A 26,336-nucleotide genomic window follows, 5' to 3' on the forward strand; every position below is an offset into this window, starting at 1 on the left:
TTCCTCATGCATCTCGTCTCTGGCGGGATGCATGAAATCGCCACTTGCATGCTCAGTCTTTCAGCTTACGCTTGAAAAATCCGCTAGCTTGCCTTCATCTCTACTGCCCAATATTCTTGGGATTAAACTCATGTCTCGGCTATAACGCCGCATACTTGCCCTTACTATACTGCTAGCCTGTGTTTTCAGCATCCCTTGTATTTCGCTTTCCCTGGCCTTGCTGTACGTAATCGTCTACTTTCTTGTGCAGCAGCAAAAAATAGTACTTTTTCTAAAAAACGCTCTAGACAAAAAGACTCGTAATCTCTATACTTGGATATATTAGTAGCAATGGTATAAGGAGATGGTAGTGAGGGGAAAGAAAATATGGCAAGACTCGTTGAGGACAGGAGTTTGCGATCTGCCGCTCACAAAATCGCGCTTCTGCTCGTGTCTGCTCTCTCTCGTTTCTCTTGACGAGCCGCCAGAAGAGTCTAGATTTCTTCTGCCCTGATTCAACACGTTTTAAATGTGCGCTGATCTATACGTCAATTAAGTAAAGCTGTGACGTCTCTTAATAAGGGGCACTAAGTATCTTAGCGCTTCCATCAGAGTTTGAAATGTTGTTTTGTAGCGCAGGGAGGCAATTGCGTGACATATAAACAGCGCTGGGAAAGCACAAGACCCGGCTGCCTTATTTTTCTGCTTGATCAATCAGGTTCCATGTCCGATCCATTTGGCACTGCCCAGGTAGGGGCGGGCAAGCGCAAATGCGATATGGTCGCAACGGTTCTCAACAACTTCCTGAATGAGCTGATCATCACCAATACCATTGCCCAAAACGACAACACGACAATTGTGAAGCCGCGGGCTGATGTGGCGGTGGTTGGCTATGAGGGCTCGTTTGTTGGCTCTGTGCTAGGGGGAGCGCTGCGCAAGCGCGATTTTGTCAGCTTGCCCGAGCTACTGACGAATCCCATCGACATTGAGCAGCGCACAAGAAAAGAGATGGATGAGACGGGTCAGATCATCGAGATTCCTATTCCATTCCCGGTCTGGGTTCAGCCTCTGGCTGGCGGGAGCACGCCGATGTGCGCGGCGCTACGTCACGCTCAATACCTGGCGCAACAGTGGGCTGATGATCATCTTGAGCATTATCCACCAGTCATCATCAACGTTACCGATGGAATGGCTACCGATGGCGACCCAACCAGCCTGGCCCGTGATATTCGCCAGATCAGCACCAACGACGGTGAGGCCTTATTGTTCAATGTCCATATCACCGATCTGAATATCTCGCCGGTGCGGTATCCGGCCAAAGAATATGAGCTCCCCAACGACAGGCATGCCAGAAGCTTGTTTAGCATGTCGAGCTTCATTCCCGATACGAGCCGCGAGCGGCTCCAACAGATGCTAGGCAAGCCCGTAGAGCCAGGGGCACGCGGGCTTATCTTTAACGGAGACGCCGCCTCCGTTCAGCATATTTTCATCTTCGCCACAGTACCGGCTACCAGGCCGCTGGACCAGGATAGATAAAGACCGGCAAGCCCAACATTGTGCTGATAGTAGGGCAAGCAACAAGGATCATCGCCAATGTTTGCGCAAATTAGCAATTTCCAGTACTGGAAATCCGAGCATGATGCAGCCACCTGCGAAGACTACAGTGGCTATAATGGCGTGCGTGGCCTGTTTGCGGTCTCCGATGGGGCAGGCACCACCCTGTTCTCCAATTGGTGGGCCGAGCTTCTTGTCAAGCAATTTCTGGCTGTTCCCTTGCTTGGTAGCGATCCATTTGAGGTTGAATGGTGGCTACGGCGCGCCCAGAACGCCTATCGCCTGCAACGCGAGCACCTGGCAGGCCAGGATAGTGCAAGCTGGAACGCTTACCGTAAAATCCAGAACGAGGGAAGTCAGGCCACGCTCACCACTATGCGCCTCATTGATATCGACGCAGCGGCGGCCAGGGCCGAGCTACTAGCAATCGGTGATAGCTGTATCTTTGTCAAGAAGGCGACCTCGCCTGAACTGCAGGCTTTTCCGCTCAGCACTGAGCAGGATTTTGAGCTGTCTCCGCTCTGTTTGCCCTCACGTCCAGGCATGTTCAAGCGCTCTTTTCACAGCGTCCAGCGTCAGCAAGTGCAGCTGCAGGCCGGCGATACAGTGGTGCTGGCTACTGATGCTGTGGCGCGCTGGATCATGGGCTCAGGCGGCGGAGCTTATACCGCACCAGAGCAGGCCTTGCAGGAACTGCTGGCTCAAAATTCGGCCAGCTGGCCTGGCTTTATTGAAGAGCAACGCAGAACGCAGCATATGGTAGATGACGACTGCACGGCTCTTATCGTTAAGCTCTACATGGAGCCTCAGCAGATTGGCAGCTATCAGCAGCTTTTCCCGACTACCGCACATGAGCAGGACATACGCCAGGAACGTAAGCGGGACTTTGAGCAAGCTCTGGCGGAGCAAAATAAAGAAATGCTTGCCATTTTCTATGGAGATGGCAATGATCTGAAGCTGGAAGAAGTTGTTTATCCCCAAAGCGCGCTGGAAGAGGCCAGGCAGGTAGCCGATGCGTTTCAGACCGTGCTCTTCGCGCTGCGCGCGGCCCTCAATAGTCCTGATCTGATCTCCAGGATGCGGCCCATCTGGCAAAAGTATGCTCCGCTGCTGGAAGCAGAACCCTGCGCCGCGCAACTTCGCCAGTCGCTGTTACATCTTGGCGTGCTCGGCTCGGTCGCGGGCCAGGCTACTTCTGCGCCCATTGCTGCGGCAGCGATCTCGCCCTCAGCAGAGCAGGCAACTATGCAGGAGCCGGAAACTGGCTTGCAAGGCCCCGGATCGAGCTCCACGGAGCCGCTCCCAGAAGTACAGCGCCTCAGCCCGGAGCAGCTAAGTCGATTTTGCCTGCTCAAAGCGTTCTATCTGCGCGCAACCTTGCGAATCATATTGCCACAAGCTGAGGTAGAGCGCAGCGTTATCGAGGAGATAGACAACGATCCTTACATTCAGCAGGGTATCGCCGAGGTGAACGGCGCCAACCCGCACCAAGTGCTGGACCCCGAAGCCTTGCTGGATAGCGAGCTAGCAGCCTTCAAGTCAGCCTTTGCCCCCATATGGCTAAAGCAGCCGGCGGGGCTGCAAGCTAGCGACGCAGAGATCAGGGCTTTCTTGCTTATACAATTGCGCATTAAGCTCTTTGACCAATATTTGCAGCAGCATGCTCAATCCCTCCAGCGCTGGCTAGAGGGCTACAGGCAAACATGGACCCGACCAGACGAGCGCAGGCCGGGTCAGAGATACCCATCAACCTGATGGAGGTAATAATACTGTGGCAGGGCGGCTTTCCTATGATGATGCCATGCGCTTCGCGGCTATACGCCTGAAGATTCAGGACCCGGAGCTCAAGCAGGGCAAAGTAGAGACCTCGAAGGCGCAAACGGCGCTGGGCACCCTCGAACGTCCATGGGGCATTGAGGGTGGCTTTGCTGTCGTCTACAAGTTTCGCACGCGCAGTGGAAGCTTTCGGGCTTTGCGCTGCTTTAGAGTGCCCATGAGCCCGGATATGCAATTTCGCTATGAACGCCTTGGCCCCTACTTCCATATGCATCTCCCGGCCATCACCACGGATTTTACATACCATGCCTCAGGGATCTTAGTTAAGGAAGCTGGCCAGCCAGATACCGTTTATCCAATTATTGAAATGGATTGGATTGAGGGAGATACACTTTCCGATAAAATCGATGCGCTCTGTCGCCAGCGCGACAAGGCTGGCTTAAAAACCTTGAGCCAGCAGTGGCTTGCCTTGATTACTTGCTTGCATAAGGCTGGCGTGGCCCACGGCGACCTCGCCGGCCAAAACGTTATGGTTCGTCATGATGGGCGTCTCGTCCTTATCGATTATGATGGCGTCTATATTCCGGCCTTCGCCCAGCTCAATTCGATAGTACTCGGCCAGCCCGACTATCAGCACCCGCAATCGGCGCAACGCAAATTTAACGAACATATGGATGCCTTCTCTGCTCTGGTTATCTATGTCGTTCTCCTGGCGCTCTCGCTTGCTCCAGACCTATGGAACGCCTATACCAGGCGCGGAAATCGAGGCGAAGCCCTTGATAGCAACCTCCTCTTTAAAGAAGACGACTTTAAAGAGCCGCAGCGCTCAAAGCTCTTTCGGGATCTGGAACTGCGAGCCGATCCGCAGGTTCAGCGCTTTATTCTTGCCTTGAAGCAGGCCTGCCAACAGCCAATTGACCAGGTACGCTTTCCTTTCCACCTCATCGATCCAGACTATGAGAAGCGCGAGGCCCTCGATCGGCTCAACGCGGCAATCAGCACCGATGACGATGAGCTGATCGGTAAGAGCTGGCATCCGCTCCTGGAAAACTATCAGCCAGCACGCCAACAGCGCGAGCGCGCCAAACTTGCCCAGCAGCGCGTTCAGGCCCTTGCGCGCTTCCGCACGGCCCTCCAAACCGGTAAGCTGGCTCAGATCGCCAATCAGTATGATCCTATCCTTAACGGCAGCAAGAACGTTACGCCTGATGAGCGCGAGGCGGTTCGCTTAGCGCGCATATTCCTGGAAGCCTATCGTGAGCAGAAGCAGGATGATGAAGCCTTGCTTGAGAGCAGCGCTGCCTTACACAAGCTAGCGCTCTCAGTGCCTATCGCCTTTACGCAAGGCCAGCAGCGCAGCATTGAACTTGCGCAAAAGCGCCGTCAGCTTCGTCATGATGTTCGCGCGGCACTGAAAGGGCGCGAGATAGAAGCTCTGGCCGCCTGCTATGCAGAATTGGCCTATCTTAGCCAGTTCCTCGCTGACGAGGAACGGCAATGTATCGAACTGGCTCAGGATTTTGTCATGGCCTGCGCCACCAATGACGATGCCCGCATTATTGAGCTCTACGAGACGATTCGGCAGGCAGCGCAGTTCGCCTCACTACGCTTTACGCAGCAGCAGCGCGAGCGTATCGAGCTGGCGCGCCGGCATAATGAGGCTCTGGCCCTCCTGCAGACAGCGCTCAAGAGCCAGCGTGCGCGCACCATCGCCGAGGCTTATATCCCTCTTTTGCGGAGCAGCAAGGGCCTTGCTGCGGAGGAGCATAGCTTTCTTGCTCAGGTAAGCAGTTTTGTGCAGGCCTATGATTGTGACGATGACGAGGGCATAAGCAAGGCCTTCAATGCGCTTCTCCAGCCCTCTTGTTCCTATCTTTTACAGTTTACTGATGCCGAATTTGAACGCATCAGCCGGGCGGAGCAGCGCTATAGCCGGCTTCAAGCCTTCCAGGCAGCTTTAGCCAGCCAGAACCTGCAGCAGATAGTAGAAATCTATCAACAGTTCGCCCCAACCCTGCGCACAATGCAAGCCTTCACCCAGGAGCAGCGCGAAATTGTGCGCCTGGCCCAGAACTTCAGGCGTGGCTATGCCGAAGATAATGATAAGCTGCTCCTGGCCGCTTTCGAAGAGATAGCGAGCTCAGTTTATCAAAGCCGGCTGCGCTTTACCGCCGAGGAAGAGCAGCGCATCAGCATGGCTCAGCAGTATGCTGAACAACTGCGTATCTTCGCAAAAGCTCTTAAGAGCAACGAGGCCGAACAGATTATAAACAGCTATGAAAGCCTGGCAGTGCATCTACGCTGCCAGCTGAGCCCCGCCGAAACCGCTATGGTCGCTTCCGCGCGCGACTATCTCACCAACTATCAGCATTTTCAACGCAGCCTGCAAGGTGGCAATGAGCGCGAGATCCGCCAGGCCTACAAGCGCATAAGTAATCATGCTTTGCTCAAATTGCAGCCGGATGAGCAAACATACGTGCGGCGCTTGCAGCAGGTACAGACGCTTGAGGAAATGCTCCATAACGGTCAGCAGGAAAAGGCCTTGCAGATGGCCCGCAAATTAGAAGTACAGGATTTGCGCGCTCTGCAGCCCTTGCAGTCTGATCTTAACCGCGCCTTACGCAGGTATATTCGGGGTCATGAGCTGGAGCAGGTACAGGTTTATATCCAGGCGGCTGGAGGGCGCCGTTCTCTTGTCGTAGGCTGGCGCTGGCCAAAGGATGAGCAGATCCGCGATGGTTTGTTGATATATAGCGCGTTTGATTATCCGCCGCTTATCCGCTATACAGCAGACATCCAGGCAGCTCAGTTTCATCACGCTATTCGTAGAGCTCACGAGCCCTTCTACAGAGCCGAGATCGATATTGGCAACCACGCGCTGCTCTACGTACGCGTCTGTGCAGCTATACGCGAATTCTGGGGCGATCTTAGCGAAGCTCAGGGACCATTTGCTCCCCCGCGCGAGCGCCGTATCCTGGTCTCGACAGGCATTGAACAGATCGCGCAGTTAGCTTCGTCCGCATCCTCGCTCAATAGTAGGCGCAAAATAATATAAGTAACACAGGCAGGTAGGTAACATGAATCTTTTTGAAGTACTGTACAAAGATAACCAGCGTCGCTGCCCATCTTGCCTCAAACTTCTCTATCCGGGAGATTGTGAGATCGTATCGACTGAAGATTCGGCAGAAGGGCCAGCAGGCACGGTACTTAAGCCAGCCCCCAACCCGGGATCACTGCGAAGCTTCAGGGCTCGCAATGATCCAGAGCCTCTGACGGGCGAGCGCTATGTGACGACTGGCGCGCGTCGTAAATGCTATCATTGCTCCTATCTCCTGCCTTATAACATTGACAGGACGCGCAGCCTGACCATTGCTATCGTGGGCGAAAACACTTCAGGGAAAAGCATCTACATCTCTGCGATTATCAAGCAGCTGAGCGAGGGTAGGCTTGTGCGCCAGGATCAATACACGACGTTTCGCTGCCTGACTCCCGATGTGCGAGAGTATTATCTCGACAATTATCTACGCCCCCTTTTTGAGTATAAGCAGGTTCTCCAACCAAATCAGCCGTCAACCGAGACCACGCACAAGCCATTGATCTACGAGCTTACGACGCGCATCGAGAAGTATCGGCCCGCCAGGAGCGTTAATCTAATCATCTATGATACTTCGGGTGAAGATTATATGGTTCAGGGCAGGATGATTCGCTTCGCACCTTATGTGCTCAACGCCGATGCCATTATTTATCTGGCCGATCCGGTCTCTATGCAAGAGATCGCCAGCTACTTGCCGCCGCACCTGCAGTATAAAACCGCACCTGCACGCAATCCAACCGAGGGACTGAATAACATCATGCAGCTGGTTGAGCAATATTATGGAAAAACTGCCGGGGCCAGCCTGAGCAAGCTTCCCCTGGCCATCACTCTGCCCAAAGCCGATCTCCTCAAATATGTTACGCCGGTGAGCCAGCAATTCAGCTTCATGAAGCCAAAGATCTATGCAGGTGGCATCGATCTGAAAGATATTCACAATGTGGATCAGGAAGTGCGTCATTTGCTGCGCGAATATGGGGACCGTACCCTTCTGCAGGCGATTCCTGGTACTTCGAAGACACGCTTTTTTGCCACCTCGGCCACCGGTTACGCGCCAGACGAGCACGGTAACCTGCCTGCGGTTGAGCCCCATCGCTGTTTAGATCCTATACTCTGGGTCCTTTATGAGCTTAAACTGCTTCAAGAAGAATATACACCATAGACGAATAGGCTAAGATAGAGTAGAAACTGAGAGTATAAAAGGATGCAATAGCCGGGAAGGTGGGATATGACAAGAAAGCTAGAGAACGAGCAAATTGAGCAACTATGGTATACCTGGTCAACGCGTGGGCTTGATGAGATTCCTGCTGGCTTCCGCATACGCGCGGCCTCGCCTGGCTTAAGGCGAATTAAGAGCAGAGAAGTAGAACAGTTATCGCGCTTTCTGCGTTACAAGTTGCCGTCCGGCTCCGATGTCCTTAATACGCCACCGGACGTGGCCCCAATCTGTCTTGCCTACGCCTATACTGAGCAGAATGAGCGCATTCTTGTGCATAAGGTCTACACGGGTCGTGATGGACGCAACCGACCGGGAGCTTACTTTGCCCATATCCTTGTGGGCCTGGATGGCCTGAAGGCTCACGAGGTGATTGCCCTCTGGCGCTCCTCCTTCTGGCAAAGAGCTGATAATGAGAAGATCGATCCCAAGATAGAGACTACATCTCGTCAGGAGATCATAGCTCGGCACGGGTTCGGCTCCCTGGAAGTCCAGTTTGACGACCAGGAACTGCTTGCCGCACAATTCAAAGATGTTCCGTTCAGAAAGAATAGCCAGGAGCGCGATGCAGCCAGCGACGAGCTGCATAAGCAGCTTTGCTTTGTGATCCACGCCTATCTTCTCCAGCAGTCGACTCTTGAGCAGCAGCAGGAGCAACGTCGCCTGGAAGAGGTCAGGTTAGCTGAGCTCAGGCAAGAGCTCAATGAGCGCAAAGAAAAGCCACTCTGGGATCGCTCGGGGCGAAACCTTAAGGATATTGAGCAGGACATCCGCCAGCTAGAAGCACAGCTTCAGGTGACACCGCAGCTGCCACGCATCCTTATCGCTGCTCCTCCGGATACCGTGGCCTATCTCATTGCCGTGCTTATTCGTGTCATGCCGCACAAATTTTTGCAGCGCCTCACCTTCAGTACGTATGAACAAGATCTACAGAACAAGGGCACCTGGAGTATTGTTGGGACCTGCCTGCCGCCTACGGCCTATGATCGTGGCAGCCAGCCCACTCGGCTCTTGCCCGCGACCAGCTCTACGACGGATTTTGTCTACAATACCTATCAGGCCAGTCAATCCAAGCTCACTGAGATAACGCTACAAAAGGATAAGCACATTCCGGCTAACCTGCCCCTGGGCTCTCATTATGCGGAGACTGTGGTGAGGGCCTTAGAAACGCAGAATTATCAGCTTATTGATAGCTTCCTGGCCGAGATCGAGCAATTGCTACCCGCATTCGAGCTTACCCTTCATGAATTCTTGCGCAAATATTACTTTCAAGTGATCGCCGTCAATCAACTCTCGCTCAAGGACCTCAGCAATCTCTTTAGTGATATAGTGCTGGCCAGAGAGATGCTAAACAATCCCCTTGTGCACGAGCAGATCTTCCATCGCCTCTATCGGGACAGCGCCCCGCTGACACCAGAAGGCGAGAAAAAGGAGACGCGATCCGAACACGTTCACTGGCTACACCAGAGCTTACCAGCGCTGGTCCGCGGCTTGCGCGCCAGCTGCCAGAGCAGCCAGGTTAGCCCTGACGATGCCTATGTGATCAACGAAGGCTTGCGACGCCTTACCGCTACGGCTCTGGATCACCTTCTCAGGGCTGCCTACGCTGATGATTTTGAATTTTTCCTTGCTATACATGAGCTTATGCTTGAGCTTGAGCCGCCAATGCCAGGGGGGCAGACCTGGGTCAGTCTGTTACACCACGTTGGACATGAGGAGGCGCTTCAACGCTTTGCCTTGAAGCACTGGGCTGTACGCAATTTCTTGTTAGCCGATGCATGCAAGGCTCTCACGCCGAGCAACGCTGAGCATAATCAGTATGTAGCTCCGCTATTAAAACTGGCCAGCAGCGAGGATTTTATCAAATTGCTCACCGGCAGCAGGTCTGCCAGGGAGCCAGCGCAGCGCATAGTTATGCCACAGTTGCCTCCGGAGTGGAATGTGTTAGTCACGCAATCCTTCCTGGCCATGCTTCGCTCGCAGCATAGGCGCGGCTCTAAGCTGCCCTCCGAAACGCTTGTACCCTTAAACTCAGCCGTCCCTCAACTGCTCGGGCTTACCAAACAGCTGCTAGGCACGCGGCGCCCTGATGCCTGCAATGCGGCCCTGGAGCTGTTCAGAGTGCTCGTCGAGAATAAATTTCAGGCAAAGATGGAGCTCCTGGACACCTGGCTCGCTCAGCCCGTCACCGTGAAATATCTGGATGAGCTCTTAGCCATCGCTCAGCTGAGCACAGACGAGACGTTCCATCTGCTTGAGCATTTCTATGCACCTTATCTCATTGATGAAAAGACAGCCGCGCTCATAAACGCTAGCTTTGCGGCCATCGCAGATCAGCTTTCACCTGAGAGCAGACGTCAGATCCTCAACAACACGTTGCAGCAAATCGTAGCTAAACAGGACCTGAAACGGCTTAGGATCAAGAAAGCTCATGTTACGGCCATGCTGCAAATTGCTAATCCCACACTTGAAGATTACGCTACTATGCTCAGGCAATTTGGCCCTCAGCTACTTCTCTCGCCTACATTGGCGGAACTGGTGCCAGATTTCTACAAAATCGTTATCCAGGGCAAGGGCGGATCGCGGCAACGCTTCCCACTGCTCAAACAGCTCTTACAGGCCCGGCCCACTGATCCGATCGCCGAGCAACTGCTTGCGCAGGCGGAGCCAGACGAGCAAGAAGCTCTTAACATTTTCCAGACCTATGGTCAGGGCAACTTTCCCTTTTGCTATCATGCGCAGACGACACGTAAGCTCTATTGTCAATTTCTTCCCAACCATCCGCAGCTCAAGCAATATTTGCTGGGCTGGTTGGGGAAGGATATCCAGGCCGACGCGGTAGATGAGCTCCTGACGGCAGCCGAGCCGGTCTTAAACGCGCAGGATAGAGCGTTGATCCTCGAACAATATGGCATACGCGAGTTGGGTCGCAATCCAGCCTCGTCAATATTGCGTGCCTTGCTCGATGCTTACCTCGCTAACCTGACTGGCTCGGCCTTCTCCCCCTCGTCGGCGCAGCAATTTATGCAGGCTCTGCATAACAAGCTCGCCCCTGTTCCGGCTGCCTGCGAAGAGCAGATCGAGGCCTGGCATACGCTCTGGGATTTCATCCAGCAGCCATCCAGCCATCAGAGCCGCATCTTAGCGCTTGTCGAAGCTATTCTTAACAGGACTTTCCCGGCAGTGGCTTTCATTCAGCCTCTCGCTAGCGCCCTGGCTACCTGCGTCGAGAGCGCTATCCAGCTAAGCGTGATCATCTCAACGCTGCTGCTAGCCGATTCGCAGATTGTCAGCCAGATTGTGCATTCTATGTTCGGGCATGTGCGAACTCATCTGAACGAGGCTGGTCCTCAGGATGAACGCTGGCCGCAGCGCGCCTGTGAATATCTCCAATTCGCCCTTGGTGCCGAGATAGTTGATAGTTTCTCGTCCGAATTGAAGAAACAGCTGCGTGCGCAGCTTCTGGATGGGGCTCCTGTCACATTTGTTGACCTTGTGAACCGGCAGGCCTTGAATTGGCCAGACCAGCTAAGCGAGCTCTGGCAGCAGGAAAAGGGTTTGCACAGCTATCAAGCTCCATTCCCGCTGCCAACTTCTATAGGGATGTCTGGTGAATCTGGCCCGACCATCAACATACCTTCGACAATCACATCTCCCGGCAAGCAAACGGCTGCTCCCATCCCGGTGCTCGATTCTTTAAAAGCCTGGCTATTCTACCTGCCCATCAACAAGAGTTTCGGGAGCGTTGCAGGCAAGAAATACGCCGGCGCGGGCCAATATGCTCTGCTCTGGGACACGTATATGGTTGAGCTACAGGTGCTGGATCATATGCTACCTCTTGAGTGGAGGCAGAGGCTTAAGCTTGCCTGCGATTTCTATAGCGTTTGCTGGAATGCTGACGCCGCCGCACCTGACCCCGACCCTGAAGCCGAAAGGCTGATTATCAAGCTTGCCGATGCCCACGAGAAGGAATATAGTTCCATACTTACTGCGCACGAGCGCGCGCGTATCAAGCTGGCGCGCCGACGAGTCGCTCGTCCTCCCACGGTCAGCGCGACACGCTCTGAAGCAGCCAGAACCAGTTCGTATAGCTCAGCCACGGTCCAGGCCCCCGCCAATAACCAGGCTGCCGTCCCGCCAGCAGCTCGTGGGCAACGTCAACAGGTTCATAGAGCTAGCGATCTCCGCTCGCATCCAGGCTTTGGTCCCATGCATCAGGCGGAGCAGCAACGCCTTAGAAAGCCAAAGAAGGATCAAAGTCAGAAACCCTGAGTTTGAGAGTAATAAAGCGATGAGTAACGAACAACATATCGAGCAAATCATCTCTATAAGGCCTGTGAAGCTGGCCTCGGCAACCTGGCGCAGAAACGCAGATCCGCGCCCGGAGGGAACGTTTCAAGCTTTCTCAGAGGGTATTGCTCGCGAGAAGCTTGAGCAACTAAGAGGTTATGCTGACTATGCCTTGCCTGCGGCTCCACTTTTTTCGGGGGCCTCACAGAGAGCTCCTATCAGCCTTTCTCTGCGCCAGACTACAGAGGGTGAGCGCATCCTGGTCCATCAAGCCTATCGCCAACTGCCAGAAACCGGCGAGGCTGCGCTCTATACCCATATGCTCAGTGGACTGTCCGCGCACTTCGCTATATCCGAGGCGATCAGGTTGTGGGGCTCAGAGCTGTGGTACACTGCGGATAAGCTTGTCAAGGATCGGCAGACCAGGCTTCCCCAGCTCTCCTACTCAGAGCTGCAGAAGTGGGCAAGCTTCGCACCGAGCAATGACCTCAATATTTGGACCCACCTGTCTTATCTCACTCATGCCTACCTTCTCCAACAGTATAGCCTTGAAAATGGCTTAAAACCCTATCTTATTGCAATTGCGGCCCCAGCCGAGCTGATAGCCCATCTGCTCTTCTGGTTTACGCATCTGCTCCCTCCTACCTTGTTGCGTACCGCTACCTTTAGCACCTATGAGCCCCAGATTAGCAGCAGGTTGGATTGTCGTATTGTAGGTACTGCTGCCATCCCCTCTTCAGTGCAGCTATCAAGCGCGTATAATCTCCTCTATCTCGATACTCGGCAGCGTAAGGCAAGCGCTCTTAAAGTCTTGCCCGCAGAGCTACCCTATAAAGCTTATGCCGAATATGTAGAGGAGATCTTACAACAGAGCCGCAGCCATGAGCTTCAGGAGCTTTTCAGCGAATTCAGCCAGGTACCCGAACAAAGCGTGAAGAGCTTCCTCAAGTACTATCAAGCCACGAGGACACAGGCGGAGGCCAGGCCGCTGGCCAGGGCAAAGCCAATCTCCCAGCCACTGCAGCTTGCGGAAACGCCAGCCACTTCTCAGATACCCAATAAGCAGAGCGCCGATAAAGAGCGGATCTTGCTGCTCTTTTTGAAAGAGCAGGATCTTGCCCACAAATTGAATGATTGGGAGCTCTGTCAGCGGGTTATCGAGCTGATCATCAATGATTATACCTGGTTTCAAACGAAGCTCGCGCCAGCTATGTTGAGGCGGATGGTTGATGATGCTGAAGCAAGCAGGGGCGCGTGGGATACGCTGGAGCAAAGCCTTATTAAGCGCACGCTAGAGGAGGTGGCCCGTAGGGATGAAAGGCGCTATAACTGCTTGTTCAATGCCCTGCGTTCACTGACTCAGCGCAGAGGGTACGAGCGCCTCTGGAACAATTTTTTCCAGGACTTACAATATGAAGAGCGTGCGCTGGCCTCTATTCGTAGCAATTGGCAGCTACGCAAGGATTTGCTGGATGTGGCCTTGAAAGTCCTGTTGCCAGAAGATCTTGAGCACGATTTGCTCATTGCCTCGCTGCTCTCTATCAAGCCCAATGAGCTTGTTCAGCTCCTTTCTTTGCTTCCCTTCGAGAAGCCTGGGAGGGCGGCCCAGCAGACCACTACATTTTTTCTGCCCCACTGGAGCTACCTGCTCATGAAGCAGTTCAACGAGACGACGGCTCCCTTTATGCCGAATTGGCATCAGCACGACCACGAGCTCATTATGGCCCTGGTGGAGAGCGTGCTGAGCAGCCATGAGCCGGATAAATGGCAGGTCCTGCAGTCCTTCTTTAAGAGGCTGACTGAGAACAAGTATAGCTCTAAGATAGAGCTACTTTGCTACTTGCTGAAAGCTTGCCCTGACGATGAAATAGCAAACAATCTTCTCAAGCGTGGCCAGTTCGGCGAGAGAGATGCCTTGAGGTTCTTTCAAGAATGTCAAAGCCACGAGTATCTTGACTACTATGGCCTTTCCGAGGTCCGCAAGCTCTATATTGACTTTGCGTCCCACCAGCCTGAGATCAAAAAGCTTCTGCCTCGCTTCTTGCGACATAAAGATATTCCTGTAGGCGAAATAGCCCGGCTGCTTAGCGCCAGCAGGCTAGATAGCACCAGCAAGGCAGAACTCTTTGAGGAGGAAGGAAAAGTTCTCTTCTCCCTCTATCCCACCGAAAAATGCCTGCTCGACCTGGGCGAGGCCTATGTGTGGAATATATGTAAGGAAACACCTCTCGTGCAGAGCCGGATTGCAGGGCTGGCGCGCACTCTGAAAGATTTGTCGTCAGACGCGTTCGAGGCGCTCAGCACGCCTCTGCTCAATGCGCTAGAGCGCTGCATCGATGGGGCGGTGCAACTAGGTTTCCTTGCCGCCACGCTGAGCCCAATAGTAGGAGCCACCCCAACCAATTGGATACTTTTTAGCCTGGCCCTGAGAGCTCACGAAGCGCTTTTAGAAAAGCGGCTTAGCCAGCAAGAGCTTGAGCGCCGCCGCCGCCGCCTTGCCGCATACCTGCAATTTGCGCTGTATGCAAGAGATACGCACGATCAACAAGCGTCAGGCCGGGCAGCGCCGGACTTTACCGTGCAGATGCTTCATTACCTCTTCTATGGCGTACCCAATCCGAGCTCTGAACAAGCTAAGAACTCAAAGCTACTGCCCTTCATTGAGGACCAGATCGTGGCCTACTGGCCGGCAGAAACGCGCCAGCGCTGGGAGCAGATAGTGCATCAGGGCCAGAGCGCTCCGGCTAGCACTGCGCCAGAAGCTTCCCCAGACCAGGCAGGTCAAAGCTCAAAGCCTGACGAGGAGCTTGTCACAGATGGATTGCAACCCGAAGAACAAGCAAGCTTAGACAAAGAGAGAAAAGATATGCTCAAGCGCATGCATGAGCTGTTGGCGCCAAAGAGTAAAGAAAGGGGGATTGAGCCGATAGCGCGCTTCTGGCTTGAACACCGTATAGCGCTCACCTGGAACAGGTCCCGGATCACCGAGGAAGAATGGCAGCTCCTGGTTCTTGCCTATCAGTTCCATGTGGCCTTTCAGCAAGTTGGCCGCCCGGGCAAACGGTCGCCAGCTTGCGAAGAAGCTCTCATCAAGCTTTACGAAGAGAATGAAGGATTAAAAGTGCAGCTGATACTCACGGAGAAAGAGTATAAACGCATTCTTGCCGCCGGCAGATATATAGCCAAATTGCAGACACGCCAAAAACATTGAAGTAAAAAATCAGCTCTATCCAAATCCAATGCATAGAAAAAAATTGTTGCATAGAGAGCAGAAATAGAAAAATTGTAAGTAATGAAAGAAGACAGGCATAGGGTGATAGATCTAGCCTCTGGCGAGAAGCAGCGAGAGGATTTTGAGCAGCTCTGGTATACCTTGACTATCCATGGAATCAAGGGCCGTACCAGTACCGCTCATTACCAGATTCGAGCTGCCTCAGCAGGTTTGCAACAGGCCAGAGGCGAGCGCCTGCGACGGCTCAACCGCTATCTACGCTATGATTTGCCGCCGGGGACAAATACATTTAACTTAAAGCCGGAGCAAGCGCCGGTCTGTCTGGCTTTTGTCCTCACCGCGCAAGGGGAGCGCATTCTTGTGCATAAGGCTTATACCGGCGAGCGAAATCGAGGTCGTCCCTTCATTCACATCTTGAGCAGCTATAACCAGGAGTTTCAGGCCCGCGACGCCATCTCTCTCTGGCGCGCGAGCCTCTGGCAGACGTTCGAGCCAGAGCTTAACGCGCAAGGAACCCTGCTGCCAACTATTACCGCAGACGTTGTGAAGAAGTATGCGTGTAGCATGGCTCCTGACAAGAGCCCACGGGTGCAATCCCAGCTGCCATTTCTTTTACAGGCCTATCTCACGCGCAAGCCTGGCCAGCATATTTACCTGGCCGCGCCGCCCGATGAGATTGCCTGCCTTCTCCAATTGCTCACGCGCTACTTGCCGGCCTCGCTCTGTGCCGGCCTGACCTTTAGCACCTACGAGTATGATGTGCGGACGCGTCACGAATGCCTCATTGTCGGAACCTGCCAGGCTCCCGGCGCCTCGCGGCCCTTGCGCGATGTCCTACCCGAGGAATGCTATCGCGAAGGGTTGGCGCTTAACTGCTATACAGGTCGCCAGTCAAAGTTAGAGGAGCATCCCGACGTGTCTTGTTTTATTCGCGATGTGCTGGAAAGCCTGAGCGCACAAGACGCTGTAAATATGACTGCTCTGCTTGACGAGTTTGCCGCTGAAGGCAACGCAGACAACCCGCAGACTTTTCTCAAGGCTTATGCCAGCGCCTCGCAAAGTGGAAAATTGTCGCGGCAGGCTATGGAGGCACTTTTACGCAGGCCCGAGCAGGCGGCCGCACAGCTTAGGCAAAGAGCTGTGCAAGCTGCGCTTTTCGCCGCCTGTATACAGGACAGGACCTGGCAGGAAAGCGCCATACATCCCCTGCTCCGTCAACTCGCTGAGGTAAGCAAGCATAATCAAGAATTGGCCCGGGCGCTGGCTGTCCTGGCCCAGGAAGCCATGCATATTGCCTTCCAGGCTGCCCAGATCGAGGAATGCAACGGCTTTCTGATGGTGCTCTCCTTGCTTGCCAGCCTCTCCACGCCTGAGCCAACTTCAGAGCTCTGGCATACCTTTTACAGCTCCTTACCTGGTCAGCGGCTCGACAACTTCATCTATAAATACTGGTCTATTCGGCAAGCGTTGCTCCAACTTGCAACGCAGATCTTTACCACAGAGGAGGGGGAAAGCCTCAGACCCTTGCTCTCTATCAGATGGCCGCAGCTTGGCCCCTTGCTCTCACTTTCGCTAGCCAGAGAATGGCAGGTAATCGCGCTTGAAGAGCTTATAGCCGATCCCTTGTCTACTCCCACGGCAAGCCAGGTTCAGCAGCTTCGGCGGCATTATGCAAATATTCTAGCATCCTTCCTTCAGTACCTGGAAAATCAGCCCCACTTGCGGGACATAGCACAGAAGTTACGCCATAAATTAGATAGGGGGATATAGGTGCTTAACCAAAAAACTGCTTTGCTTATAGCCCGAAAAGCCTGTAGCAGAGCGTAGTATCGGCTAGCTGCTATAAAAGATTCTATAGCATACAAAATATAAAATTTAAGCAGGTCTCATAGTATTCATAATAATGCAGGGAGTAAGCATAGATGTTATCGCCTGATGTACTCGATCCAATCTCTATCAAGCAAACTCTTGAAGATCTAGCCCGGCGCCTTAAGGAAAGTGGAGACGAAAGCGCAGCCGAACGTCTGAGCATGCTAGGCGTGGCTGTAGAAAAACGGGGGACCGCCGCCCAGCGCTGGGCCGGGGCCGACATATATAAGATCATCAACCCCGATGCAATCGCCGAAAAGTTACGCGATCAACAGGCACCTGGCAGCCTTGTAGAGCTACTGGAAGGCGCTCGCAATGTCTTCATCTTTATTCCTATTATGATCACCTGGTTTAGCATCTCTAAAGCTACCGAGGCCTATAATCAGCTTGTCCAGGATATTCTACAGCATCACCCCAACCAGACCATTCAGCCCTTCCTCTATCTCTGGCAGCAAGGGTTTGAGGGACGCCTGCCATCATCGCTCACCTTGAGTAGTATCGCCTGGATGGATGCGCTCATTCTGGCCTTGATTCTAGCTCTTACCTTTGTCATTCACATGCTTATCAGCACAAATCGCTTGCGTAAGGAAAGAGAGGCCCAGCTATTGTACTCTGAGCTTGTGCATACGATTGCGCGGGCCAGCCTCTACTTGCAGGATAGAGTACAAACGGCCACAACGACCGGCAGCCTGCAACAGGTCGCGCTGGATATCGAAGATATGGCCAACAAAATTACCAGCACCATGCAACAGCTGGGCAACGATATGCTCGCCCGCTTCGATGCAACCACCCAGACCATCGCCGATAAGCTGAATAACGTTGCCGATGCCATGGCCACTCAGCTCCAGACTAGCGAGCAGTATCTCCAACAGATCGGCGCCACTGCGGGAGCCGCAAATAGTCTTGCCCAGGATATCGGTGCCAGCGCTCAACGTCTCGAAACTGCCAACCAGGAGATGTGCAACAGCTTGCAGGCTCTCTTGCAGCCAGCCAGGGAACTGGCGGACCAGCAACAGCAACTGCTCGGGGCCGTGAATCAGTCAATTCAGCAATTGCAGGGCAACGCGCAGGCGCTACAGGACAATGCAAGTACGCTTGGCACGATTTCCCAACAACAGAGCTCCTGGGCCAGCGACTTTACAGACGCTCTTGATAGCCTGGATACTGCTACGCGCCGGACCGAGGACCTTATCAACAATTTTGGCAATTTCGCGGCGCAACAAACTACCTTCCTCGATCAACTCGGCCAGGAGCGCGACGCGCAAAAAGAACTTGCAAACAACATGAAGCAAGTCACATTGGGCATTCAAGACGCCTTGCAGCCTGTGCGCGCGCTCAGCGTCGATATGCGCCGTTTATCAGTAGATACAAACGATCTTCTACGCCTCTACGCCGCGCTGCCAACTACGGCCCGTACTGACATGGCCAATATCGTCAATGGGCATATCAATGCTGCCAACGCCATCAGCAAGGGCGGCACTGATCTTAGCGATGCCGCCACGGCTATCTTTAATACCACGCTTAAACTGGAAGGCGTGATTAACAATCTAGGAAAACGATCTGGGCAGGGGGATCAGGCATGAAGCCATATCAGCGTCAACGACGCATACGCGATAGTGTCCTACTGAGCGGCTGGCTCTTCGCCGATCTGCTGCTTGGACTGGCTGTCATTTTTCTGGCGGCTAATACGATAGGCATTACGCCCCAGGCGCGCGCAACACCCACGCCCCAGACGACGCCCACGCCTATGCCAAGTCCCACGCCGCTGCCGATCCTTGAGCTGAAGGCCCATCATGTCTCTCTTAACGTCGATACTGAGGGGCTCTTAAACAATTCTTCGGAGGCAATCAACAATTTTAAGCAGCGCATTCGCGCGCTGGGCTTTCTGCAGGGACGCCGGGCCGGCCTGGTTATTGCCTACGGCGGAGCCAACAATACGGATCAGATTCCACGTGCGCAAGCTGTCTCGCTCAAGGTTATGTCTCTCCTGCATGGGCTGGGTAAAGAGAACTTTGTGTTTATGCAAACAGCTTTTTACGATCCACTATATAACCTTGGCGATGATCCAAATCACATAGTTTTGGATATCTACCTGTTCACACAGCCAGCATAGAAGGATAGAGCGATGAAGCGTCAAGACAACTTCCAGGTGGCACAGCATTACCCTCAGCCAAAGTATGGCTTGCCAGCTGTGCCCGCCAGCTTCGCTCAGAGGAAACAGGTCAAGTTTGCCCACGTATGGTACGGACTTGGCGTCCTCTTGATAGCGTGCCTGTTGATTGGGCTCGCCGCGCAGGGCTATCGCTTCCTCACCTCTCTAACAGCAAGCTCGGCGGCGCCCGCGAAACCAATTTCTCCCCCAATATCCGGGTCTCCCCATTTCTGGCCGCTCCCCGAGCTTAGCTGCCCGCTTCAGCAAACGTCGGCTTCTCCTGGCGCTAAGCCGAGCCTTGATTTCTGCTCGCCAACCTATCTTGGCCAGGCAGGTGGACCCGCCGGCGCGCGCCTTATTCTGCTCGGCACAAACTTTCCTGAACAGGGAATACCTGATCACTGGTGGCTTACGCCCCAGAATGTTAGCCCACAAATTTGCCAGCAGGCAAAAGCTGCCGAGTCTTGCATAGCTTTGCCTGCGCCACGCATTAAGGCTGCGCTTAACAACGCAACTCTCTACTCATGGCCCTGGGATTCACCCTTTCCCACTCAGAAGGGAGCCTATATGATTACTGCCCAGCTAGGAACTCAGCTTATCAGTAGCGGGGAGCCATTCACCTTGCTCACTACTCAGGTTCCTTGCATTACCATCGCGGCGCAGAGCGCACAAAAAAATGCTTCCTGTGCACAGCCGCAAAATTATCTGATTCCCGGCAACAAGCCGCTCACGCTTACAGGCTCCAATTGGCTGCTCAACTGGCAAGGCGTTTCTGCCAGCCTGCCGCTCAACTTTCAGCTTGAAGTGCTGGCTACCTGCGCAAAGGGTGCACAAAAGATATGTGGGTATCAGGATCTATTCCATCTTACGATCGAGCCCAATCGCGACGGCTCCTTCTCAAAGACTATTAACTTTCCAGCAGGCAAGAAGGGAACGTATAGTGTGACGGTGCGCAATAGAACTGATCCGACCGGCCTGAACGGAGTTCAACCTACTATCGCCGATCAAGCCCTTACCTTTGGCTTGAGCGAAGAGATGCTGACTCTTACGATCCAGCAATAATAAGGAGTGCTTGCAGCCTGGTACAGCCTGGTTAGAAAGGCAGGTTTGTGCTTTCTAGCCAGGCTTGGCCATCTTCTTACTTCTCTTCCCCCAACCCTGCCTATGGACCGCCAAGGTCCATCTTCCTCCCTTGAAATATAACCAAGAGTAATTGTTGATATTCTTAATAGTTATGATTATAATGAAGAGCAAGCTAGCAAAGAACATCCACAGGAAAGGGAAAGTTTGTCGGCGAATCATTCCATATATTTATTATTACCATTCCAAAATGATATAATAGAACATCTTTTCGTTGACAAAAGCAAATTTGGCAAGTTACCATATAGTTAACAATGTTGATCTAATTAGTTAACATCATTTTGACAGAACGTCCTTATTACTTTTATTTACGAGGGAAGCATGATCTCAAGGCGTAAATTCCTGCTCGGCCTGAGCGGAGCAGCATCGGCAGCCAGCCTGTTGGCCGCCTGCCAGGCGCTGCCAGCGGCGAGCGGCAGCACAGGAGACAGCATTGTCTTTGGCGTCTCCGGACCATTTACCGGCGACAACGCCGAATATGGCACTATCTGGAAAAAAGGCTTCAACCTGGCCCTTGACGAAATTAATGGCGCTGGCGGCATTAAGGGGCGCAAGATTGAGCTCAACTACCAGGACTCGCAAGCCGATCCCAAGCAAACCGTACCCATCGCGCAGAAATTTGTAAGCGACAGCCGCATTCTCGCCGAGCTTGGCGACTTCGCAAGTCCGGCCTCAATGGCTGCCTCGCCCATCTACCAGCGCGCCAAAATGGTTCAGCTTGGCTTTACCAACTCGCACCCCAAATTTACTCTGGGTGGCAGCTATATGTTCAGCACCTCGGTCACGCAGCAGATCTCAGCCGCCTATATGGCCCAGGTTGCCCATGAACAGCTCAAAACGCCGAAGCAGGCCATTCTCTACCTGGATACCGACTGGGGGCACACAACCCAGGGTATCTACGTGGATAAAGCGCGCAAGTTTGGGGACCAGATCGTCTATGCCGGCAGCTATTTGAGCACCGAGAAGGATTTTCGTTCCCTGCTGCTCAAAGCGCGCGATGCCAATCCCGACGTCCTAATACTCATCTCTTACTACAACGACGCAGCCCTGATTGTCCAGCAAGCCCGAGCCGTGGGTATAAAATCCAAGATCTTTGCCGCAGGCTCCAGCTACTCGCCGCGGTTCCTCAGTCTTGGCGGAGAGGCCACCGAGGGCGTCATCCTGACGGCTGAATTCTTCCCCGAAGATCCACGACCGGATGTGCAGCGCTTCGTACAAGCTTATAAGAAGCGCTACAACGAAACGCCCGATCAATTTGGGGCCGGGGCCTACGATGCTCTCAAGCTGCTGGCCTGGGCCGTTGAGCGGGGTGGACCAGATCGCGTAGCCATCCAGGAAGCCCTGGTCAAAGGAAAAGACATTCCCAGCATCATGTATGGACCCTTTAGCTTCGGGCCAGATCGCCGCATTGAGCATGTAAAGCAATATGTCATCACTGTCAAGAATGGTAAGTACGCCCTTTACAAGGGCAACGCATAAGGTACGGTTAACATCATATGCTCGACGTTTTCATAAGTGGGCTCATTAACGGCAATAGCTACGTACTGATCGCCATAGGTATGTCGCTGATCTTTGGCGTCGCTAACCTTGTTAATTTTGCCCATGGTTCCATTTTCGCTATAGGAGCAATGCTTGGCTGGTGGTTTGTGGTAGTGTTGCACTGGCCGCTGTGGGCTACGCTGCTGGGCACGATTATCATCACCGGCGTGCTGGGTGTGCTCATCGAACTGTTCTGTGTGCGCCCTTTGAGCAGTGCACCGCCGATTGCCACCTTGCTTTCAACCCTGGCGATCTCCTTTGTGCTCGATTACTCGTCGCAACTTATCTTCTCGCCGGATACGCGTCGTTTCCCCAGTTTGCTGCCCACAGCAAACTTGCAACTGGGCGGGTTGCGCATCGGCACGCTGGATATCACCATCCTGGCTGTGAGTATCGTGAGCGTTGGGCTGCTCTGGCTTTTCCTGCGCTACACACAATTGGGCCGCGCCATTCGCGCCACGGCTCAGGATCGCGATGCAGCCTTACAGATGGGCGTCCCGGTTGGCCTTGTGCAATCGCTTACATTTGCCCTGGCCTCGGCGCTCGGTGGCCTGGCCGGCGTGCTGATAGGAATGTATTATAGCAGCGTCTCGCCGACCAACGGCTTTAACGCGGGCCTTGAAGGCTTTGCCGCCGCGACCCTGGGCGGCTTAGGCAGCTTGCCCGGCGCGGTCGTCGGCGGCCTGGTGCTGGGTATCGTTGAAAGCTTTGGCGTAAGCTGGTTTGGGGATGCCGTGCGCCAGTTCATCACTTTTGCTGTCTTGATCGGCGTACTCTGGATCAGACCAGGTGGCTTATTTGGCGCCTTTAACGCTATCACTTCCGAGCCAATGACCGGGACTTTCTTTGGCAGCGGCAAGCTTATCAAGCTCAAGGTCTGGCAGATTGCTTTGCTCGTGGCCGTATTTGGCATCCTGTTGCCGCTGTGGGGCAACGCCTATGCCCTCCAGATCGGTACCCTGGCGGCGATCTTTGCTATTCTGGCCCTCTCGCTGACCCTGATTGCCGGCACGGCGGGCCAGATCTCGATCGGGCAGGCAGGCCCTTTCGCGATTGGAGCCTACGTCTCGGCGCTCCTGACGCGCGATCATGGCTGGTCCTTCTGGCTCGCGTTACCTGTCGCGGGCATTCTTGCCGCGCTGATCAACACGATCATCATGGCTCCAGTATTGAAATTGCGTGGCCACTATGTAGCGATTGCCACGCTGGGAGCCGGGGCGATGATTGCGGCCATGCTGCTGAGCTTCAACTGGCTCACCTATGGACCTCTAGGGGTGAGCAATATTCCGCCGCCGGTTATCTTTGGCCAGAATGTCGATTCGCCGGTCACTTTCTATATCCTCGCCTTTGTCGTACTTCTGCTGGTTACGGCCCTGGTTGCCCGTTTACAAAGATCACACCTGGGGCGCGCATGGTATGCTATACGTGAGGATGAAATTGCCTCGCAATCGTCGGGTATTCCGCTGGCTGACTATAAGTCCCTGGTTTTTGCGCTTGGTGGTTTTATCGCCGGCTTGGGTGGTAGCCTGCTGGCCCATAACTATACCTTTATCAGCCCTGATATCTTTAACATCACGATCTCGACACTGGCTTTGACAATTGTCGTCCTGGGTGGGATTGGCAGCGCGCTCGGCGCAGTGATTGGAGCCGTGATCCTGGTTGGCGCTCCCGAGCTGTTTCGGCCGCTGCAAGACATACGTTATCTCGGCTACGGACTCCTTCTATTACTTCTTATCCGTTTTCGCCCGCAGGGCATCTGGGGGAAACAATGAGCACAGCCGCAGCAAGCTTAGACAACGCGCCTTTGTTGGAGGTGCGCGAGCTCGTCAAGACCTTTGGGGCCGTACGTGCTGTCGATGGAATCTCTTTTAAGATCCAGCCCGGCCAAACCGTTAGCCTGATTGGCCCCAATGGATCTGGCAAGACAAGTACGCTCAATCTGATTAGCGGGGTCCTGAAGCCGCAAGGCGGGCAGATCCTCTTGCAAGACCAGCGTATCGACGGCTTGCGCCCTGAGCGCCTGGCCGAACTTGGCATTGCGCGCACCTTCCAGAATGGGCGCGTCTTCGGCAACATGAGCATACGCGATAACGTCCTTGTCGGCATGCATACCCAGCTGCACGCGGCTCGCCCGTTTGCCTCCTTGCGCCATATCCCGGTCCTGCGCTGGATTTCTCTATTGGGCGAGACAGTAATGGCCGTGGTGCAGCCTCCCAGCGTGCGCCGCGAGGAGGAGGCTATGCTAGCCAACGTACAGGAAGAGCTCAAACGCTTTGAGCAGCGCCTCTTGCCGCGCCAGGATCGCTTTGCCTACACCCTGTCTTATGCCAATCGTCGCCGCACCGAGATTGCGCGCGCGCTGGCTCTACGCCCGCGCCTGCTCCTGCTAGACGAGCCAACGGCAGGTATGAACCCGACCGAAACCGCCGAAGTACTTGAGCAACTGTTGGAATTGCGCGCGGCCGGGCAAAGCATGTTGCTGGTTGAGCACAAACTGGACCTGGTGATGAAGCTGTCGGACCATGTGCTGGTCATGGATGGGGGCAAACTCATAGCCCAGGGCAGGCCGGAGGCCATCCAGGAAGATGAACGGGTGATCGAGACCTATATCGGGCGCCGGCGCTCGCTGGTTGGATAGCGCAAGGAAAATTATTGCCGATGACACACACATCTATAGAAGAGACTGATAGGCCAGCTCTGCTCGAAATAAAAGAGGTGGACGCCTTTTATGGCGCGGCTCAGGCTCTCGACAAACTTTCGCTGCGCATCAATGAAGGGGAAATCGTCTGCCTGCTCGGGGGAAATGCGTCGGGCAAATCTACGACGATGAAAATCATTCTGGGCCTGCTCAAGCCGCGCGCGGGCGAGGTTCTGCTTTCTGGTCGCTCCACCTTGCGCCTGCCCACGCCGCAGATCATTAGGCGAGGCGTGGCCTCGGTACCGGAGGCGCGGCGCGTCTTTTCGGAGATGACGATTGAAGAAAATCTCTATGTAGGGGCCTATGTGCGTGGAGCGCCCACAGAACGCAAACAGGATTTGCAGCGCATGTATGAGCTCTTCCCGCGCCTGGGCGAGCGCCGACGCCAGAAGGCCGGCACCTTGAGTGGAGGCGAGCAACAGATGCTTGCCTTTGCCCGAGCTCTGATGAGCCATCCCAGGCTGATCTGTATGGATGAACCGACCATGGGCCTGGCTCCTATCGTCGTGGAGCGTGTGCTTGATACGATTAGTGAGATCAATCGCCTTGGCGTGACGATCTTTATGGTCGAGCAAAACGCAGAGCTAGCCCTCTCGATCGCCACGCGTGGCTATGTACTGCAGAGCGGTAAACTGGTTTTAGAGGGGAAAGCCAGCGATCTTTTGCACAATCCCGCTATACGCGAGGCGTACCTTGGGCAGCGCGTACAGCGTGTAGATACTACATCTGACCCAACGCCTTCCTGATGCCAGGAAGTAGCACACGCATTTCGCTAGAAGGAGAGAACAACTATGGCCCAACGCAAAGTCCAATTTGGCCTGACGCTGCCAAATCGGGGCGTCATTATTGGTGCTACCACGATTGAGGAGATGCTAGCCCTTGGCGAGAAGGCCGAAGCCGCCGGCTGGGATTCGGTCTGGGTGGGGGATTCGATCTTTGCCAAGCCGCGCCTGGATTCCCTGGTTCTGCTGGGAGGGCTGGCGGCGCGCACCAAACGGGTAAAGCTGGGGCCTGCCTGCTTTGCCAGCACGCCACTGCGCAATGCGCTCTTGCTGGCCTATCAGTGGCACAGCCTCGATTTTATGTCTGGAGGGCGCACAATCTTTGTGGCCTGCCAGGGCGCCCCGGCGGCTGGAGGTGGCAAGTTTAGCGAAGAGTTCGAGGCCTTTCACGTCGAGCCCTCGTCGCGCATGCGCCGCATGGAGGAGGCTATCGATATCCTGCGCCTGACCTCAATCCATGAAAATGTGAGCTACCAGGGCGAATATAACCAGTTCAAGGATATTACTGTGCTGCCCCGCCCGGTACAGCAGCCGCTGCCCATCTGGGTTACCGCCAATCCGCGCGAAGATAAGCCGAAATGGGCCGAGAGCGCCTTGCGTCGCGTGGCAAAATATGGCGATGGCTGGATGACTACCCGTAACACGATTGAATCCTTTTCCACGAATCTCGCGCTCATTCGGCGCTACGCCCAGGAAGATGGGCATGAGCTCAGCCCCGACTTTGAGGCTTGTCTGTACTATAACATTAATGTGAACGAGGATCGCGAGGCAGCCCTTGCCGAAAGCAAGCGCTTCCTGGATACCTATTATACTGCTGACTACTCGCGCGAATTCCTGGAAAACTGGGTGGCCTGTGGCTCGCCGCAAGAATGCATCGCCAAGCTACGGGCCTTCATCGACGCCGGGGCGACAACTATTACCCTGCGCCTGACCAGCTACGATCAGGATCGCCAGTTTGAGCGCGTAACCAACGAGGTCTTAAGCGCTCTGAGCTAGCGTTCTGTCAAGCTGGAAGTGA

General features: G+C 54.3%; 15 protein-coding genes. All 15 read left to right on the plus strand.

The window, feature by feature from the left end; genetic code table 11:
* Positions 1–630: 630 nt before the first annotated feature.
* The 15 genes from EPA93_RS34385 (at position 631) to EPA93_RS34455 (ending at position 26,314) form a co-directional block, all read left to right on the plus strand.
* Positions 631–1,515, plus strand: coding sequence for a vWA domain-containing protein (locus EPA93_RS34385; protein ID WP_129891846.1), 885 nt, complete (start codon positions 631–633; stop codon positions 1,513–1,515).
* 57 nt (positions 1,516–1,572) lie between these two features.
* On the plus strand, positions 1,573–3,288 hold the full coding sequence (locus EPA93_RS34390; protein WP_129891847.1) for a PP2C family serine/threonine-protein phosphatase: 1,716 nt from the start codon (positions 1,573–1,575) through the stop codon (positions 3,286–3,288).
* 16 nt (positions 3,289–3,304) lie between these two features.
* Positions 3,305–6,364: a protein kinase family protein gene (locus EPA93_RS34395; RefSeq protein WP_129891848.1), complete on the plus strand. Its 3,060-nt coding sequence runs from the start codon at positions 3,305–3,307 to the stop codon at positions 6,362–6,364.
* A gap of 22 nt (positions 6,365–6,386) precedes the next feature.
* Positions 6,387–7,562, plus strand: coding sequence for a TRAFAC clade GTPase domain-containing protein (locus EPA93_RS34400; protein WP_129891849.1), 1,176 nt, complete (start codon positions 6,387–6,389; stop codon positions 7,560–7,562).
* A gap of 66 nt (positions 7,563–7,628) precedes the next feature.
* Complete coding sequence (locus EPA93_RS34405) at positions 7,629–11,888, plus strand: GAP1-N2 domain-containing protein (RefSeq protein ID WP_129891850.1); 4,260 nt, start codon at positions 7,629–7,631, stop codon at positions 11,886–11,888.
* A 19-nt stretch (positions 11,889–11,907) separates the two neighbouring features.
* On the plus strand, positions 11,908–15,117 hold the full coding sequence (locus tag EPA93_RS34410) for a GAP1-N2 domain-containing protein (RefSeq protein ID WP_129891851.1): 3,210 nt from the start codon (positions 11,908–11,910) through the stop codon (positions 15,115–15,117).
* Between the two features lie 102 nt (positions 15,118–15,219).
* Positions 15,220–16,908, plus strand: coding sequence for a GAP1-N2 domain-containing protein (locus tag EPA93_RS34415; RefSeq protein WP_129891852.1), 1,689 nt, complete (start codon positions 15,220–15,222; stop codon positions 16,906–16,908).
* A gap of 152 nt (positions 16,909–17,060) precedes the next feature.
* Positions 17,061–18,590, plus strand: coding sequence for a hypothetical protein (locus EPA93_RS34420; RefSeq protein WP_129891853.1), 1,530 nt, complete (start codon positions 17,061–17,063; stop codon positions 18,588–18,590).
* Entirely contained in the window at positions 18,587–19,120 is a 534-nt protein-coding gene (locus EPA93_RS34425) for a hypothetical protein (RefSeq protein ID WP_129891854.1), read from the plus strand. The genes EPA93_RS34420 and EPA93_RS34425 overlap by 4 nt, the downstream gene beginning before the upstream one ends.
* Before the next feature lie 12 nt (positions 19,121–19,132).
* A complete protein-coding gene (locus EPA93_RS34430) occupies positions 19,133–20,221 on the plus strand; it encodes a hypothetical protein (RefSeq protein WP_129891855.1) in 1,089 nt (362 codons plus the stop codon).
* 399 nt (positions 20,222–20,620) lie between these two features.
* Entirely contained in the window at positions 20,621–21,778 is a 1,158-nt protein-coding gene (locus tag EPA93_RS34435; protein WP_129891856.1) for an ABC transporter substrate-binding protein, read from the plus strand.
* 17 nt (positions 21,779–21,795) lie between these two features.
* Positions 21,796–23,610, plus strand: coding sequence for an ABC transporter permease (locus EPA93_RS34440; protein ID WP_129891857.1), 1,815 nt, complete (start codon positions 21,796–21,798; stop codon positions 23,608–23,610).
* Entirely contained in the window at positions 23,607–24,476 is an 870-nt protein-coding gene (locus EPA93_RS34445; RefSeq protein ID WP_129891858.1) for an ABC transporter ATP-binding protein, read from the plus strand. Before EPA93_RS34440 ends, EPA93_RS34445 begins: the two co-directional genes overlap by 4 nt.
* 20 nt (positions 24,477–24,496) lie before the next feature.
* On the plus strand, positions 24,497–25,282 hold the full coding sequence (locus tag EPA93_RS34450; RefSeq protein WP_129891859.1) for an ABC transporter ATP-binding protein: 786 nt from the start codon (positions 24,497–24,499) through the stop codon (positions 25,280–25,282).
* 45 nt (positions 25,283–25,327) lie between these two features.
* Positions 25,328–26,314 (plus strand): LLM class flavin-dependent oxidoreductase, encoded by a 987-nt coding sequence (locus EPA93_RS34455; protein ID WP_129891860.1) that lies wholly within the window; start codon positions 25,328–25,330, stop codon positions 26,312–26,314.
* Positions 26,315–26,336: the final 22 nt, after the last annotated feature.

Origin of the sequence: Ktedonosporobacter rubrisoli, assembly GCF_004208415.1 — a bacterium.
Lineage (GTDB): Bacteria > Chloroflexota > Ktedonobacteria > Ktedonobacterales > Ktedonobacteraceae > Ktedonosporobacter > Ktedonosporobacter rubrisoli.

Excerpts from the sequence above, each read along its gene's own strand:
- EPA93_RS34410 (WP_129891851.1), top strand. The coding sequence starts at position 11,908 with ATGAGTAACGAACAACATATCGAGCAAATCATCTCTATAAGGCCTGTG.
- EPA93_RS34390 (WP_129891847.1), top strand. The coding sequence starts at position 1,573 with ATGTTTGCGCAAATTAGCAATTTCCAGTACTGGAAATCCGAGCATGAT.
- EPA93_RS34405 (WP_129891850.1), top strand. The coding sequence starts at position 7,629 with ATGACAAGAAAGCTAGAGAACGAGCAAATTGAGCAACTATGGTATACC.
- EPA93_RS34425 (WP_129891854.1), top strand. The coding sequence starts at position 18,587 with ATGAAGCCATATCAGCGTCAACGACGCATACGCGATAGTGTCCTACTG.
- EPA93_RS34400 (WP_129891849.1), top strand. The coding sequence starts at position 6,387 with ATGAATCTTTTTGAAGTACTGTACAAAGATAACCAGCGTCGCTGCCCA.
- EPA93_RS34430 (WP_129891855.1), top strand. The coding sequence starts at position 19,133 with ATGAAGCGTCAAGACAACTTCCAGGTGGCACAGCATTACCCTCAGCCA.
- EPA93_RS34420 (WP_129891853.1), top strand. The coding sequence starts at position 17,061 with ATGTTATCGCCTGATGTACTCGATCCAATCTCTATCAAGCAAACTCTT.
- EPA93_RS34445 (WP_129891858.1), top strand. The coding sequence starts at position 23,607 with ATGAGCACAGCCGCAGCAAGCTTAGACAACGCGCCTTTGTTGGAGGTG.
- EPA93_RS34455 (WP_129891860.1), top strand. The coding sequence starts at position 25,328 with ATGGCCCAACGCAAAGTCCAATTTGGCCTGACGCTGCCAAATCGGGGC.
- EPA93_RS34435 (WP_129891856.1), top strand. The coding sequence starts at position 20,621 with ATGATCTCAAGGCGTAAATTCCTGCTCGGCCTGAGCGGAGCAGCATCG.
- EPA93_RS34440 (WP_129891857.1), top strand. The coding sequence starts at position 21,796 with ATGCTCGACGTTTTCATAAGTGGGCTCATTAACGGCAATAGCTACGTA.
- EPA93_RS34450 (WP_129891859.1), top strand. The coding sequence starts at position 24,497 with ATGACACACACATCTATAGAAGAGACTGATAGGCCAGCTCTGCTCGAA.